This window comes from Ureibacillus yapensis, assembly GCF_003515775.1.
Taxonomy (GTDB): Bacteria; Bacillota; Bacilli; order Bacillales_A; family Planococcaceae; genus Ureibacillus; species Ureibacillus yapensis.
The window spans coordinates 96,809-111,613 of record NZ_QWEI01000010.1 but is presented as its reverse complement, the minus strand read 5'-3'; the positions used below and the strand labels follow the sequence as shown (position 1 = coordinate 111,613).

Annotated in this window: 18 protein-coding genes and 1 other annotated feature; of the genes, 12 read left to right on the top strand and 6 right to left on the bottom strand. The window is 39.2% G+C overall.

What is annotated here, in order from left to right; genetic code table 11:
- Nucleotides 1–4 precede the first annotated feature (4 nt).
- Together dnaI and thrS are read left to right on the top strand one after the other, a co-directional pair.
- Nucleotides 5–934, top strand: a complete 930-nt coding sequence (gene dnaI / locus D1B33_RS15565) for a primosomal protein DnaI (protein ID WP_267897057.1) — start codon at nucleotides 5–7, stop codon at nucleotides 932–934.
- A gap of 368 nt (nucleotides 935–1,302) precedes the next feature.
- On the top strand, nucleotides 1,303–3,234 hold the full coding sequence (thrS, locus tag D1B33_RS15555; protein ID WP_118877321.1) for a threonine--tRNA ligase: 1,932 nt from the start codon (nucleotides 1,303–1,305) through the stop codon (nucleotides 3,232–3,234).
- A 171-nt stretch (nucleotides 3,235–3,405) separates the two neighbouring features.
- On the opposite strand, the gene D1B33_RS15550 is transcribed toward thrS, so the two are convergent.
- Both D1B33_RS15550 and D1B33_RS15545 read right to left on the bottom strand, forming a co-directional pair.
- The gene (locus D1B33_RS15550; protein WP_158583004.1) at nucleotides 3,406–4,137 is read right to left on the bottom strand and encodes an HAD-IIB family hydrolase; all 732 of its coding nucleotides are present in this window, start codon (nucleotides 4,135–4,137) and stop codon (nucleotides 3,406–3,408) included.
- The gene (locus D1B33_RS15545) at nucleotides 4,121–5,329 is read right to left on the bottom strand and encodes a glycosyltransferase (protein ID WP_118877319.1); all 1,209 of its coding nucleotides are present in this window, start codon (nucleotides 5,327–5,329) and stop codon (nucleotides 4,121–4,123) included. Before D1B33_RS15545 ends, D1B33_RS15550 begins: the two co-directional genes overlap by 17 nt.
- Nucleotides 5,330–5,750: 421 nt before the next feature.
- Nucleotides 5,751–5,899 (top strand) — a sequence feature (ribosomal protein L20 leader region).
- Nucleotides 5,900–5,994: 95 nt separating this feature from the next.
- On the opposite strand from D1B33_RS15545, the gene infC reads away from it, so the two are divergent.
- The 4 genes from infC to D1B33_RS15525 all read left to right on the top strand — a co-directional run bounded on the left by infC (nucleotide 5,995) and on the right by D1B33_RS15525 (nucleotide 7,487).
- On the top strand, nucleotides 5,995–6,498 hold the full coding sequence (gene infC / locus D1B33_RS15540; RefSeq protein ID WP_118877318.1) for a translation initiation factor IF-3: 504 nt from the start codon (nucleotides 5,995–5,997) through the stop codon (nucleotides 6,496–6,498).
- Nucleotides 6,499–6,531: 33 nt separating this feature from the next.
- Entirely contained in the window at nucleotides 6,532–6,732 is a 201-nt protein-coding gene (gene rpmI / locus D1B33_RS15535) for a 50S ribosomal protein L35 (protein WP_118877317.1), read from the top strand.
- A gap of 52 nt (nucleotides 6,733–6,784) precedes the next feature.
- Nucleotides 6,785–7,144 carry a 50S ribosomal protein L20 gene (gene rplT, locus D1B33_RS15530; protein WP_118877316.1) on the top strand — a complete coding sequence of 120 codons (360 nt, stop codon included), beginning with the start codon at nucleotides 6,785–6,787 and terminating at the stop codon, nucleotides 7,142–7,144.
- A 73-nt stretch (nucleotides 7,145–7,217) separates the two neighbouring features.
- Nucleotides 7,218–7,487, top strand: a complete 270-nt coding sequence (locus tag D1B33_RS15525; protein ID WP_118877315.1) for a DUF1294 domain-containing protein — start codon at nucleotides 7,218–7,220, stop codon at nucleotides 7,485–7,487.
- Between the two features lie 43 nt (nucleotides 7,488–7,530).
- On the opposite strand, the gene D1B33_RS15520 is transcribed toward D1B33_RS15525, so the two are convergent.
- Together D1B33_RS15520 and D1B33_RS15515 are read right to left on the bottom strand one after the other, a co-directional pair.
- Complete coding sequence (locus D1B33_RS15520; RefSeq protein ID WP_118877314.1) at nucleotides 7,531–8,010, bottom strand: HXXEE domain-containing protein; 480 nt, start codon at nucleotides 8,008–8,010, stop codon at nucleotides 7,531–7,533.
- A 44-nt stretch (nucleotides 8,011–8,054) separates the two neighbouring features.
- The gene (locus tag D1B33_RS15515) at nucleotides 8,055–8,441 is read right to left on the bottom strand and encodes a sigma-w pathway protein ysdB (RefSeq protein ID WP_118877313.1); all 387 of its coding nucleotides are present in this window, start codon (nucleotides 8,439–8,441) and stop codon (nucleotides 8,055–8,057) included.
- A 91-nt stretch (nucleotides 8,442–8,532) separates the two neighbouring features.
- Between D1B33_RS15515 and D1B33_RS15510 the strand changes: the two genes are divergently transcribed.
- The 3 genes from D1B33_RS15510 (at nucleotide 8,533) to argF (ending at nucleotide 11,449) form a co-directional block, all read left to right on the top strand.
- The gene (locus D1B33_RS15510; protein ID WP_118877364.1) at nucleotides 8,533–9,015 is read left to right on the top strand and encodes a dUTP diphosphatase; all 483 of its coding nucleotides are present in this window, start codon (nucleotides 8,533–8,535) and stop codon (nucleotides 9,013–9,015) included.
- An 83-nt stretch (nucleotides 9,016–9,098) separates the two neighbouring features.
- Nucleotides 9,099–10,187: a M42 family metallopeptidase gene (locus D1B33_RS15505; protein WP_118877312.1), complete on the top strand. Its 1,089-nt coding sequence runs from the start codon at nucleotides 9,099–9,101 to the stop codon at nucleotides 10,185–10,187.
- Between the two features lie 296 nt (nucleotides 10,188–10,483).
- Entirely contained in the window at nucleotides 10,484–11,449 is a 966-nt protein-coding gene (gene argF / locus D1B33_RS15500) for an ornithine carbamoyltransferase (RefSeq protein WP_118877311.1), read from the top strand.
- A 198-nt stretch (nucleotides 11,450–11,647) separates the two neighbouring features.
- Here argF and D1B33_RS15495 read toward each other — a convergent pair whose 3' ends face one another.
- Nucleotides 11,648–12,163, bottom strand: coding sequence for a CarD family transcriptional regulator (locus tag D1B33_RS15495; protein ID WP_118877310.1), 516 nt, complete (start codon nucleotides 12,161–12,163; stop codon nucleotides 11,648–11,650).
- 136 nt (nucleotides 12,164–12,299) lie between these two features.
- On the opposite strand from D1B33_RS15495, the gene D1B33_RS15490 reads away from it, so the two are divergent.
- The gene (locus D1B33_RS15490) at nucleotides 12,300–12,725 is read left to right on the top strand and encodes a MarR family winged helix-turn-helix transcriptional regulator (protein WP_118877309.1); all 426 of its coding nucleotides are present in this window, start codon (nucleotides 12,300–12,302) and stop codon (nucleotides 12,723–12,725) included.
- Between the two features lie 49 nt (nucleotides 12,726–12,774).
- Here D1B33_RS15490 and sspI read toward each other — a convergent pair whose 3' ends face one another.
- On the bottom strand, nucleotides 12,775–12,984 hold the full coding sequence (gene sspI, locus D1B33_RS15485) for a small acid-soluble spore protein SspI (RefSeq protein ID WP_118877308.1): 210 nt from the start codon (nucleotides 12,982–12,984) through the stop codon (nucleotides 12,775–12,777).
- A 441-nt stretch (nucleotides 12,985–13,425) separates the two neighbouring features.
- Here sspI and D1B33_RS15480 point away from each other — a divergent pair, with 441 nt between their 5' ends.
- Entirely contained in the window at nucleotides 13,426–14,187 is a 762-nt protein-coding gene (locus D1B33_RS15480) for a TrmH family RNA methyltransferase (protein WP_118877307.1), read from the top strand.
- A gap of 161 nt (nucleotides 14,188–14,348) precedes the next feature.
- Complete coding sequence (locus D1B33_RS15475; RefSeq protein ID WP_118877306.1) at nucleotides 14,349–14,570, top strand: hypothetical protein; 222 nt, start codon at nucleotides 14,349–14,351, stop codon at nucleotides 14,568–14,570.
- The last annotated feature ends 235 nt before the right edge of the window (nucleotides 14,571–14,805 follow it).

Here is a 14,805-nt window from a genome sequence, read left to right as displayed (position 1 = left end):
ACCGATCAACAAAGCATTGGATAGGGTATTAAAAATCCCATCCTTTCAAGAACGATACGATAAAATGAGACGCGAAATATTGGAAAACGAACAAGTTCAACGGTTTTTGCAGGACAATGACCATGTTGTCAATAGAGAGATGGTCGAACGCGGGCTGCCCACTTTGTACGAATTTATTAGCCAAAATTCTACTTGCTGTGGATGTGACAACACGGATCATTGCACAAATTATTTAAATGGATTTGTCCCGAAATTGTCCATTGTCCGAAACAGCATCGAAATCGAATATTCAAAATGTGAGCAAAAGCTGATTGAAGATGAAAGACGTGAATCAGCAAACATGATTTCAAGTATGTTTATGCCAAAAGATGTGTTAAGAGCAAGGATTAAAGATTTGGCAATGGATAATGATTCGCGCATCGAGATTGCCGAGTATGCGGCGAAATTCATCCAAACCGTAAAGGGAACGGGGAACTTGCCGGCAAAAGGGCTTTATGTTTATGGGAAATTTGGTGTAGGTAAATCCTTTGTGCTAGGTGCCATCGCGAACGAGTTGGCAAGCTTGAAAATCCGCTCCGTTGTTGTATATGTACCTGAATTCTTAAGTGAAATGAAACAAGCGATTTCAGATAACACACTTCAAGAGAAAATCGAGTTTGTCAAAAAAGCGCCGGTTTTAATGCTGGATGATTTAGGTGCCGAGACATTATCTGCTTGGACGCGGGATGAAATATTAGGAACAATCCTGCATTACCGGATGGCTGAAGAACTGCCAACGTTTATTACATCCAATTTTGATTATGATGGTTTGGAAAATCATTTGGCCAACTCCCAAAAGGGTGGGGTGGAAGTAGTCAAGGCTGCTCGTATTATGGAACGCATTAAAGCAATTACGCTTCCGCTTCAAATGGAAGGGTCGAATCGAAGAAATTAAAATTTCTTGATGTTGTTTGTTGCAATTTTCCATGTTCGGGCGTATACTTTCATTGTAAATAAACATGATACAGCTTTGATAAGGACAACAAGTTTGTGTGACGGCCTTATAGAGAGGGAAGCCATGGCTGGAAGCTTCCTAGTAACGGCACAATCTTTACTACCTTGGAGCTTTAGCGGGGAATATCCGCTAACGTCAATCGGTACGTTAACCGACCTGGAGCTTCGTCTGATACCAAGTATCGGAAGGAAGAAGGGTGGAACCACGAGCATACGCGTCGTCCCTTTCATTAGGGACGGCGCTTTTTTGTGTGGAAAAGCGGAGGCACTCAATGCCTCAAATAAAAGAATACGAAAAGGAGAATCAACATGTCAGAAGTAATCAAATTAACTTTCCCAGATGGCGCCGTAAAGGAATTTGAGCGCGGAACAACAACAGCCGATGTTGCAGGTTCAATTAGTCCTGGGCTAAAAAAACAAGCATTGGCAGGCAAATTAAATGGGGAATTGATCGACTTGAAAACGCCGATTGAAGAAGATGGTGCGATTGAAATTATTACGCCAAAATCGGAAGAAGCACTGGAAATTTTACGCCACTCGACTGCCCATTTAACTGCCCAAGCGTTAAAACGTCTATACCCGGGAATCAAATTAGGGATTGGACCAGTAATCGAAGGTGGATATTATTATGACGTTGATTCGCCGGAACCAATCTCTACAGAAGATTTCCCGAAAATCGAAAAAGAAATGAAAAAAATCATTTCTGAAAACCTTGAAATCGAACGCAAAAATGTTTCACGAGATGAAGCGCAAAAGATTTACGAGGAAGTTGGAGACGAATATAAATTGGAGCTCCTTGAAGCAATCCCTACGGATGAACAAGTTTCGATTTACTATCAAGGCGAATTTTTTGACCTTTGCCGTGGAATCCATGTTCCATCAACAGGAAAGTTGAAAGAGTTCAAATTATTGTCATTGGCCGGTGCTTATTGGAGAGGGAATTCCGATAACAAAATGCTTCAACGCATTTACGGTACAGCTTTCTTTAACAAAGAAGATTTAAAACATCATCTTCAAATGCTGGAAGAAGCAAAAGAGCGTGATCACCGCAAAATCGGAAAAGAATTGGAATTGTTTACTTTATCCCAAACGGTTGGTCAAGGGTTGCCGCTTTGGTTGCCAAATGGTGCAACAATTCGCCGTACTATTGAGCGATACATCGTTGATAAGGAGTTGCGATTAGGCTACCAACACGTTTATACACCGGTTCTGGGTTCAAAACGTTTATACGAAACATCAGGTCACTGGGAGCATTATCAAGAAGATATGTTCCCGCCGATGGAAATGGATAACGAAACATTGGTGCTTCGTCCAATGAACTGCCCGCACCATATGATGGTTTATGCAAGCAGCATGCACTCCTATCGTGAACTGCCAATTCGCATTGCGGAACTTGGTACAATGCATCGCTACGAATCTTCAGGCGGTTTATCAGGGTTGCAGCGTGTTCGCGGGATGACTTTAAATGATGCACACGTATTTGTCCGTCCAGATCAAATCAAAGACGAATTCAAGCGAACTGTTCAATTAATCCTGGATGTTTATAAAGATTTCGATTTAACAGATTATAAATTCCGTCTTTCATACCGCGATCCCCAAGATACTGAAAAATACTTCGATGACGATGCAATGTGGGAAAAAGCGCAAAGCATGTTGAAAGAAGCAATGGATGATCTTGGTCTGGAATACTTCGAAGCTGAAGGTGAAGCTGCATTCTATGGTCCGAAATTGGACGTTCAAGTCAAAACAGCCATTGGTAAAGAAGAAACGCTATCGACTGTTCAACTTGATTTCCTATTGCCGGAACGCTTTGATTTAACGTATATCGGAGAAGACGGCAAACATCACCGACCTGTTGTTATCCACCGTGGTGTTGTTTCAACAATGGAACGCTTTGTTGCGTTCTTGATTGAAGAATACAAAGGGGCATTCCCGACATGGCTGGCGCCTGTTCAAGTGGAAATTATCCCTGTATCGAACGAAGTTCACGTTGATTATGCAAAACAAGTGGAAGAAAAGCTTGTAAGTGCCGGCATCCGGGTGGAAGTGGATTATCGTGAAGAAAAACTTGGCTATAAAATCCGCGAAGCACAAATGAAGAAAATTCCTTATATGCTTGTATTGGGAGACAAAGAAATGGAAGCTGGCGATGTTAATATTCGCCGCTATGGCTCAAAAGATTCCGAAACGGTTTCTCTTGAAAGCTTTGTACAATCAATTTCTGCTGAAGCACATAAATAATCAAAAAAGCTTGGATGTATTTTTCATCCAAGCTTTTTTGGCGTTTGGCGCAAGAGCTTTTCTTGCGGCTAGCTCCTTGAAAACTTCAAAACCCCAATAAGGACAAGAGCATCCTCATTGGGGTTTCTCCAGTTGCTTTTGGAACTGGGAGAGCCGTTGCAACTTTTCTGATCAGTAAGTGGATTGGTAGAAATAACTCCATCCTTCTTGAATGCCTGACGCGAATGATTCGTTGGCCAAATAGACATTGGGCAAATAACTATAGCGCCTTAATTCATTTTGGCTGTTGCCGACGATTACGGATGGCAACCCTAATTTCATCATGTCGACATCATTGCCGGAATCCCCAGCAATCAAGATGTTGGGGTTCTCCGGTGCATATTTTTCAAGCACATATTTCAGTGCAGCGCCTTTATTCGTATGGGAAGGCAGAATATCAACATCTTTGTTGGAACTATAAATAAGATGGAAAGCTAAAGAATATAGGTTAAGCGTTTCTTCTACTTCTTTTACGCAGCCGGGATTATTTAAAACCGTGAATGATAGACGATAATCATTCGGCAATGGCTGACGCTCAAATGCTTCATATTGATTGGTAACCCGCAAAATAAGATCCGGATTCCAATCTGCCGAGGTGATAATTCGCCACTGATCATCTTCCTTCAAATCTGGTCCAATATAAATAGTTGCTCCGACATCGCATACTAGAATATTAGGCTTAGGCAAATTCTGCTGTTCAATCAGGTCCATGGCGGAAGAAAAATGTCTTCCTGTTATATAAATCAAAGAAATATCTATATTCTGACTTTGGAAGTAAGTCCATAGCTGTTCCAATTTTTCATTATGGCCCACTAAAGTATTATCTAAATCAGTGGCAAGTATTTCGTTACCTAATAGTTTCATACAGCGACTCCTCGTAAAGATTATCAATTTTTTTTGCGATATTTTGCCATTTAAACTCGCGACCGGCGAATTTGCGGGCATTAGTTTTTAATTCTTTCAATAATTGAGGTTTGCGCAACAAGTCATACATAGATTCCGCGAGCTTGGAAATGTTTCCTTTTGCTACATGCAACCCTGTTTTATAAGGGATTACAATGTCTTGCAATCCGCCTACTTTTGATGCAATAACCGGACAACCGCAAGCCTGCGCTTCCGCTGCCACCATGCCGAATGATTCGTAGTATGAAGGAACAACTGTAGCTACCGCATTTTTAAATAATTCTGCCAGCTCGTTTTCATTTTTAGGTCCCAAGAATTTAATGCGATCTTCTAAGCCGACAATTGCTTGTTGTAATTTGGGGTTATTTGGATAGAACTTTTTAACATTGACATCTGTTTCGCTACCACCGGCAATAAGCAGCTTGATCTGCTTAGGAATCTTCTTTTGCTCAACAAGTTCTCGGAAGGAGTTGAGTAAAACATAAATCCCTTTTGATTCTTCCAGTCGGCCAACAAATAAGAAGTAGTTGCCGAATTCATATGGTTTCTTATAAAGACGGTGGTAAGTATCTGCAACGCCAATTGGTACAATGTGAACTGGCGCAGGTGATGCAACAGTGTCCAGGATTAATTTCTTTTCATTTGGTGTTGTAGCAATAATTTGGTCAACTTCAGTCAAAATTCTTTCTTCATAATAAAGGCGGCGTTTATCTTTCATGCCGGTTCCTAGTTGCTTTGCAATTCCTAACGAGTGATTTGTATGGAACCAAGGCAAACCGAATTCTTTTTTAATTTGCAGCCCGAGTACACCTGATAACCAGTAGTGGGTATGGAGCAGCTCGTATTCCGATAAATCGATTGTATTTTTCATTTCTATATAAAAGCGCGGAAGCAATGTGAATAATTCGTTTTTGTCGACAAAACCTTTTTTACCTGCCGCTATGCGGATGACGCGGCTGGATTTTCCGAAGCTTTCGATTTGTGGAGCCTCATCTAAACACCAATGCGTTACGACATCCACTGAATAGCCTTCTTCTTCCAAAGATAGAGCGAGATGATGTACGTAATTATTTTGTCCGCCTGCTTGTTTACTTCCAAGTGGTGCTAGGGGATCTCCGTGATCCGAGATAAATAGTACTTTTCTTTGAATCATACTTATACCTCCATTTTGTTTTCTGGCTTGTTTTTGGATCTTAGTTTTTTAAATCTCCCTAACAAATAAAATCTTTTAATAGAAAATTATTAGGCGATATTTTGTTTTTCTAAGATCTCGATTTCCTGACGGCACCTGTTTAAAATAGGTGTGGTATAGATTTTCTACCCTTCTAAATTTTTGTTGAAACATTTTTAGACAAAGTTAGTGAAGAAACTTTGTTGTTTAACCCTAAACTGGTTGGTCTGTTGATGAATGGTGTTTTTTATGAGAGAATATGTAGGTTCTGTCGCTGCGCTTTCGATACATAAAACACATGTCGATGGCTAACCAGGGCGCTTGCGCTTTTCTTATTTAAAATAAAAAAGTTGACATAACAAACATTGGATGATATTATGAGTAAGGTTATGAATACAGTTTGTGGTTGAAGTAGAGGCTGCCCGCTTCTCACCTGAATGACGCTTTTGCAGTTGACAGGTATAGACACGTTGAATTTATTGCGCTGACTATGAGCGTATGTAATATATAGCGGGCGGACATCTTCTGAAATGTCCGCCTTTTTTTTATGGACATACTTAGGAAGTGTACCGTTCAACCGGGCATATTTGCTCTTAACTCATGTATTCCCGACACAATCTTGGAGGTGGATTCGTATTAGCAAAGACATGTATGTAAACGAAGGCATCCGCGCACGTGAACTTCGTCTAATCGATCATAATGGTGATCAGCTTGGAGTGAAATCTCGTAACGAAGCGCTAGAAATCGCCGCTCGTGTAAACTTGGATCTTGTCCTTGTGGCCCCTCAAGCTAAGCCACCAGTCGCTCGTATTATGGACTATGGTAAGTTTAAGTTTGAACAGCAAAAGAAAGATCGTGAAGTTCGGAAAAATCAAAAAATCATCAATATCAAGGAAGTTCGTTTAAGTCCAACTATTGATGAACATGATTTCCAAACGAAATTACGTAATGCGATCAAATTCCTTGAAAAAGGCGACAAAGTGAAATGTTCTATACGTTTTAAAGGTCGTGCGATTACGCATAAGGAAATTGGTCAACGTGTATTAGATCGCTTTGCTGAAGCTTGCGCCGAAGTTGCAACGGTTGAACAAAGACCGAAGATGGAAGGCAGAAGCATGTTCTTAGTTCTTCAACCAAAGAACGAGAAATAGTATATTGACGAATAGTTTAGGAGGAAATTCGAAATGCCAAAAATGAAAACTCACCGTGGCGCTGCTAAGCGTTTCAAGAAAACGGGCAAAGGAAAATTAAAATTTGACCGCGCTTACGGAAGCCACTTGTTCGCTAACAAATCAACAAAACAAAAACGTCACCTGCGTAAAGCAAAAGTTGCGTCATCTGGTGATTTCAAACGTATCAGATCTTTATTGACTTACATGAAATAATTGAACGTAAATAATATTAAACATTCGGAAGAATTAGCAGGAGGTAATTAGTATGCCACGCGTAAAAGGCGGAACAGTAACGCGCAAGCGTCGTAAAAAAGTTTTAAAATTAGCAAAAGGTTATTATGGTTCAAAACATACATTATACAAAGTTGCTAACCAAGCAGTAATGAAATCAGGTCAATATGCATATCGTGACCGTCGTCAAAAGAAACGTGATTTCCGTAAATTATGGATCACGCGCATCAACGCAGCTGCTCGCATCAACGGTCTTTCTTACAGCCGTTTAATGCACGGATTAAAAGTAGCTGGTATCGAAGTTAACCGTAAAATGTTAGCTGACTTAGCTGTAACAGACAGCGCTGCATTCGCACAATTAGCTGAAGAGGCTAAAAAAGCAGTCGCGAAATAATTTTGCTATAACGAAAGGCTGGTAGGACATCCTATCAGCCTTTTTCTATATGTATATAGAAAGAAGGGATTCTATGGCATTAGCATTTCTGGCCTATATCGCAGTTATGTCGATTGTTCTTTGTGCTTTCATGTACATTGATAAGTCACGGGCAAAAAAACACGAATGGCGTATATCGGAAAAATCACTTTTTACATTAGCCATTCTTGGAGGAGCTTGCGGGGGGGTATTGGGGATGTATTTATTCCGCCACAAAACAAAACATAACTCTTTTGCTTTTGGATTTCCCATCATCGCAGCAATCCAGATTTTTATCGTTGTAAGGTTTTTTACTATTTTTTAAAATAACAGAGGATTGTCTATAACCATGCCAGACAATCCTTTTATTATTTATGGAAAAGTGCGCGGCCAATTTTGAATAACAGCGGTATAAGTGTCAGCAGCAATATCCCAACGATTAATGTTGGGAATAGCAACTCGTTCCAAACAATCAATTTTCCTTCAAACATTTGATAAAGTATCAATGAATTGATTGGAATGTTAAGCAATAAGCCTGTCAGAAGTCCAGGGGCATACTTTTTCATCAAGACGGTTGCCAGAAGGTGGGGAACAATAGCATTCACGATCATTGAACCTAAAAAGCCAAGGAATACCCATTTTGCAAGATGGGATTCAGGTTTAAATAAATAGCTGAATGCAGATACATAAGCTAGAGCGGTGATAATTACAACTGCAAAAAGAAACTCCCTGGAAGTCACGGGCTTTTGAAATTTTGAAGAATGCTGGGACCACTTCGGCAACAGAATCGCTTCCTCAATATTATGCAGCGTAATCGCTATACAAAAAAATATGGCGAGGTATTCCATTTCCCCTCCTCCTCTTAAAGGGAGATTATCATTGCTTCATTATCTTACTGTTCTTTCATTAACCGCTCAATCGGATTTTTCCAATTAATTTCGGCATTGGGATAGTTCATAAGAATTTCATTTTCCAAATAGCGAAAATCTTCCTTTGTCAGTCCTTGAAGCTTCATCGGATCGTGTACCCAAACGAAAATCGATACTACCTCGAATGCATTTTCGGTTGTCCCCAAATATTTCTCTCCTTCAAAAAGAGCACCTTTATAAGAAATAAAAAAGTTTTTTCGAACATTTTTTACATCATCATAAAAATAATATTCTTCATTTTCAAAAGCCACATCGAACTTGCGCTTTGGATTTGTAAAATATTGTACACCTTTATAAATGATATAAATAATCGTGGCAATAATAAATAATCGGAAAAGAAGAAGAGCCAAATTAAGTTCCCCCTTGTAAACACTTAGTCGTTTCATTTACGATTAAGTAAGGAATAGGTTTCATTTTATTTAGAAATTGAGGGATTGAATGATGGAATTTAAAGAATTATTTGAAATGCAGCGTGAATTGGATGCTTTTATCGAAGAAACGCAGAATATCGAGCGTGATGTATTTAAGGAAAAAGGGCTTGCCTTAATGGTAGAGTTGGCGGAATTGGCGAATGAAACAAGATGTTTTAAATTCTGGAGTACAAAAGGACCTTCCGAGCGTAAAGTCATTTTGGAAGAATTCGTTGATTCCATACACTTTCTTTTATCCTTGGGCAATGTAAGGGAATTATCGCTTGATGCATGGCCGGAGGTAAAAAGGAAAGAAGATTTGACGCATTGTTTTTTGAGTACGCAGGAAGCGATTTTAACGTTTATTCAACAGCCTGACGAGAATACATATCGAACTGTATGGCAATATTATGGTATGTTAGCTTTCAATCTGGACTTTACTCTTGAGGATATTATGGAAGCTTATTTAGCGAAAAATGAAAAAAACTATGAACGCCAAAGAAATGGATATTAAATTTTGCTATTTTCAGGTTGAATATTTCTATAACCGAAATATTAAAAGTATAATAAAGGTGAATTGACCAAGGAGGGCAAAAAATGGCTGAATTAGACAATACATTGAAGATGCTGAAAGAATTAACGGATGCAAATGGGATTGCCGGTAATGAAAGGGCACCCCGTGAAGTAATGCGAAAGTATATTGCGCCGTATGCTGATGAAATGGAACAAGACAATTTGGGGAGCTTGATTGCCAAAAAAGTGGGGGACGAAAACGGCCCGAAAATTATGGTAGCCGGACATCTGGATGAAGTCGGTTTTATGGTTTCCCAAATTGACGACAAAGGCTTTGTTAAATTCCAGACAGTGGGTGGCTGGTGGAGCCATGTTATGCTTTCCCAGCGAGTAACCATTACTACCCGCAAAGGTGAAGAAATCATCGGGGTGATTGGGTCGAAGCCTCCTCATATTCTCCCTGTTGATCAACGTAAAAAAGTAGTGGAACTCAAAGAGTTATTTATTGATATTGGTGCGTCTTCAAGGGAAGAAGTGCAAGAGTGGGGAATCCGTCCCGGCGACATGATTACACCATATTTTGAGTTTAATGTAATGAAAAATGAAAAAATGCTGCTAGCCAAGGCATGGGATAACCGAATTGGCTGTGCGATTGCCATTGATGTTTTAAAAGCATTGAAAGACATCAATCATCCGAATATTGTATATGGTGTAGGAAACGTGCAAGAGGAAGTAGGTCTTCGCGGCGCAAAAACTTCTACATTCAAGATTAAGCCGGATATCGGTTTTGCGGTGGACGTTGGAGTTGCAGGAGATACACCAGGCATTTCACCGAAAGAGTCAACGTCGAAATTAGGGGACGGTCCTCAAATTATAATTTTCGATGCATCCATGGTTGGCCATAAAGGGCTTCGTGATTTTGTTGTCGATGTGGCGGAAGAAAACAATATTCCATATCAATTTGATTCAACACCTGGCGGAGGAACAGACGCTGGTTCCATCCATATTACGGCGAATGGCGTTCCTGCTATGGCAATTGGCATCGCAACACGCTATATCCATTCCCATGCAGCAATTTTACACCGTGACGACTATGAAAACACGGTAAAACTGATTGTGGAACTTGTTAAGAAGTTAGATCGCGAGACAGTGAATAAAATTATTTTTGATTAAAGTTCCCCAGCTCCTATTTTTGAGGGTTGTTTCTATTTAAGAAACAGCTCTTTTTTTATGTGTCTAAATTCAAGGTTTGTGAATATACATATAAAGGGTAAAGAGGGGATATAAGGAGTTATGAATAATTATTAATTAAACAGCCGTTTTGCTTATGTAATATGTTTTTTTATTCTATAACAATGTATAAAATATTAAGAAGAAAAATATGTATAATTATAAAAATACACTTGATTTTATAATTATGCATATGTATAATAAATTCAACATCAATCGGAAGTTAGGGGCGAAGTATTATGAAATTGTTGGAAGAGTTGCAGCTTAAATTAGTGTCGAGCTTAAAAGGGAAAGACCTATTAACGCTGTTGGATTATACAAGTGAAGAAGTACAGGATTTAATCACATTAGCTACACAGCTTAAAAAAATTACGAAGGACGGAAAATGTCCAAAATTACTCGAAGGCAAAACTTTGGGTATGATTTTTGAGAAACATTCAACACGTACGCGTATTTCCTTCGAGGTGGGAATGAACCAACTTGGCGGTAAGGCGATGTATATGCACTCACGTGATCTGCAGATCGGACGTGGTGAACCGATTTCTGATACTGGCCATGTTTTATCTGGTTACCTGGATGCAATTATGATTCGCGCAAATTCGCACGAGATGGTAAAAGAACTGGCAGAACATGCAACAATACCGGTAATCAATGGTTTAACAGATTTATACCACCCATGCCAAGCGTTGGCGGACCTTGAGACAATCGCAGAAAATAAAGGCAGCTTGAAAGGTCTTAAAATTGCTTATGTGAGCGATGGCAATAATGTAGCGCATTCTTTGGTCGTTGCTTCAGCCCACGTAGGAATGGATATTGTCGTGGCAACTCCTAAAGGCTATGAACCAAATGCTGAAATCATTGCAAAAGCGCAGGAAATTGCCAAAGCCAATGGAAGTATTGTAACGGTTACAAATGATCCTGTTGCAGCAGTGAAGAATGCGGATGCGGTTTATGCGGACGTCTGGACTAGTATGGGGCAAGAGGAGGAGTCTTCACAACGATTACTGGATTTTAAAGAGTACCAAGTTAATGATAAATTAGTGGCACATGCAAAGCCGGATTACATGTTCTTGCACTGTTTGCCTGCACACCGTGAAGAAGAAGTAGCCACTTCCGTAATCGACGGACCAAATTCATATATCTTTGAGCAGGCAGAAAATAGACTGCATGCGCAAAAGGCAGTATTGGTATCCCTTTTAGTTTAACAAAGTGAACAAGTAAAAATCATACAGGTGGTATATTTTTACTTCATTATAAAAGAAATCTTTCTATGGGGGACTCGCTGTAGAGATTTCGAGTGATGTCGATTTCAAGGTGGAAAGACGCATCAAACCATAGGAAAAGCAACCTCAGGAGACGCTGGGTTGCTTTTTATTTTTGAGATATATATTTATAATGGGAGATCATCCATTTACAGCGATTGCTTCTTGATTAATCCCCAATAATTGAGCGACTTTTTCGGAAATTTTTTCGGACGTTGTATTTAACGTTAGAGCAAGCTCTGCAAATAAAATACTCTGTATCGAGGACAGCAGTTTACGGTCTTGTTGTGGGAATTTCTTTTCGTTCAATTCAAATTCATGTTGTTTAACGAGCAATGTATTTATAATTTTGGCAATCTCTTTACGATTTCCTTTTTTTGTGATTTGGGAATAAAATTGTACACGCTGATTTCCTTTTTCAATCCATTCGATTCCTGGTTGAGTAAATAGATTAAGAATCTCTTCCGCCTCCGCCTTATCCATTAGGGATGAGATTGATTGATGATCAACAGGTGTGCTAATCTCCAGTTTTTCATTGTTTAATGGATGCAAGACATAATAAGTTTTCGTCACACCAGATATCGTTTTTTCACTAATTCCATCAATTTGGCATAAACCATGAGCCGAATAGATAATAGTATCTCCAATATTAAACATGCTTTTTGCCCCCTATACCCTATTGTCAACTCGGTTGACTTATTAATTTTATTATAAGTGAAATAGTGGAAATTGTCAACTTAGTTGACACAGAGTGCAGGATTCAGTATAGTATTTGACGAAATAGGGAAAAAGGATGATAAAAGTGGAACAGTTAGACTTATTTGATTTAATAAGCGAAAGACATAATAAAGTACGAAGGTTGCTTGAAGAGAAATGGAACGAATCGAGTGATATCACAATTTCAAACTCCGAATGGTTTATATTGGCGAAAATAAGCGGCGGCACCCATCCAACAATAGCCTCGTTAGCAAAAGAAGTCCAAATCTCCCGCCAGGCAACCCATAAGTTTATTAAAAAGCTGGAAACAAAAGGGATTGTCGAAATGTTTTATAAACATAATAATCGGGATAAATTTATTCAATTAACGGAGCTCGGAGAAATGTGTGTGAATAAATACTTACTTTTAAAAAAGGAAGTAGAGGAAGGAATTTCTGAAAGGGTTGGAAAGGAACAATTAACTCAATTAAAGAACCTTTTAAAAAGTGACTGGGGATTATAAAAAATAAAAGGCTGAAAGGATTGAAAGCGCCAATCAGCCTTGACTTGCATTAATGTTGAAAAGCTTTTGAAAGTTTTTCCGTAAATTCTTCTTGTTCTTCCGGTGAAGATGTGTTCCACCATTTTTCTAAAAACACACCTAGACCAGGCAGCAAATGTTCATCGCCACGTGCAATCGCATCTTCAACCGTATCACGAAATTCGGCTGCACTATCACCTTGCACATTGGATGTAATGGCTTGTCTAATTTGAAAATTCATTACAATCGCCTCCTCTATGACTAGTCTGCATCGGCACATGAAAACTATACATAGAAAATAAAGTAATTCCTATGATTCGGTCTACACTAGTTGAGAAACTTTTTTATTCCTTTTGTTCGGTAGCGATTAAGTACTTGGAGTCAGGTAAATATTTTATTAGATACTTTTTGTCTATGTATAAATCGGCTCAAAATTCGTATTGGTCCACAGTTTCTCACCATTATTTGCATGTATATAAATAATTTCCAATTTTTCCGTGTATCTTTTGGAATGGATATCACGCAAGAAGAGATTGAGAAGCTAGGGAATCGGCTAAAAAAAATCTCCAAAGAGGCTGGAGATTAAATTTTTTCATCGAAAATAGAACTTTTTTTACACTGCCCGACTTTTCATGTAAGATAAGGAAATAGAATTGAAGGAAAAGGCGGTAACTGTACAATTATGAAAAGGATAGAATCTCCACAAAATGCACTGGTGAAGCATTGGAAAAAACTTGTGACGAATAGAAAAGAACGCGATAAATCAGGCGAATATATTATAGAGGGCTTCCATTTGGTGGAAGAGGCGCTGAAAAATAAAGAGCAAATTGTTCAAATAATCGTTCGTGAAGGTGTTGATCTGCCGCTGCTTTGGGATATTGATGAAGTGACGCTGGTAGAAGTGACACAACCCATTGCGAAGGAACTTGCGGAAACGGAAACCTCGCAGGGGATTTTCGCGCATTGCAAGCAATACCAAGTGGAAGATGCAGACAAGCTAAAGTGGAAGAAATTTTTATTGGTGGATGCTGTACAAGACCCAGGAAATATTGGAACCATGATTCGTACTGCAGATGCGGCAGGCTTGGATGCAGTTGTCTTGGGAAAAGGATGCGCGGATGCTTATAATCCGAAAACGCTGCGCTCAGCACAAGGATCTCATTTCCATATTCCCGTGGTTCGCGGGGAATTGGCTGAATGGATAGAGGATTTAAAGGAAAATGGTGTGAAGGTATATGGTACGGCATTGCAGGAAGCTGTCGAATATACAGCCGTTGAGACCGGCAACAGCTTTGCCTTGATTGTTGGCAATGAAGGAAGCGGCATTCACCCGCAACTGCTTGGCAAAACTGATCAGAATGTTATCATTCCTATCTTCGGACAAGCAGAGTCATTGAATGTAGCGGTTGCAACAGGAATACTCCTATACCAATTTGTAAAGTAAGTATGCTGAAACGGTTCATTTCTCGTGAACCGTTTTTTTAATGAAAGGCAATGGAAAGAAATCTCAATTCATGATAAAATCCATACATATGCATGCTTTGAAAATAGTTGAAATCATCCTCCCATTGATGGAAAGTTCAAAATAATATTCGGAGGTTTACGATGGCTAAAGAAAAGAACGGCAAAAAATTCGCTATTTTTATGGGAATAGGTCTCTGTGCAGCTGCTTTAGCAGTGGTGATTGCCATTTTGGCATTTTACAATGCATACGATCCCAACAAATATGGAAGATCGAATGGTGGAGTCGATACAGAGAACGTAGGAATCCCGAAAGAAGCACAGGAACAACGCGAGAAAGTTGGCAGTCCTGGATCTTCTGAATAAGCACTGGTCCACATCGTACATATTGGAAAGTTTAAAGTTAATTTTATTTGACTATAATGAAATTTGCGGAAAGAGCTATTTCTTCTTGTTAGCAATACTTGAAACGTTTCCCGTTATCTATTAAAATGATGAAGTATTAATAAATCATACGAATAAAAAATGCGTTAGTAGTGGGAAGAGTAAATAGTTGAGCGACTTTCCAGGGAACATAGGCCGTAGATTGAAAGCTTATGTA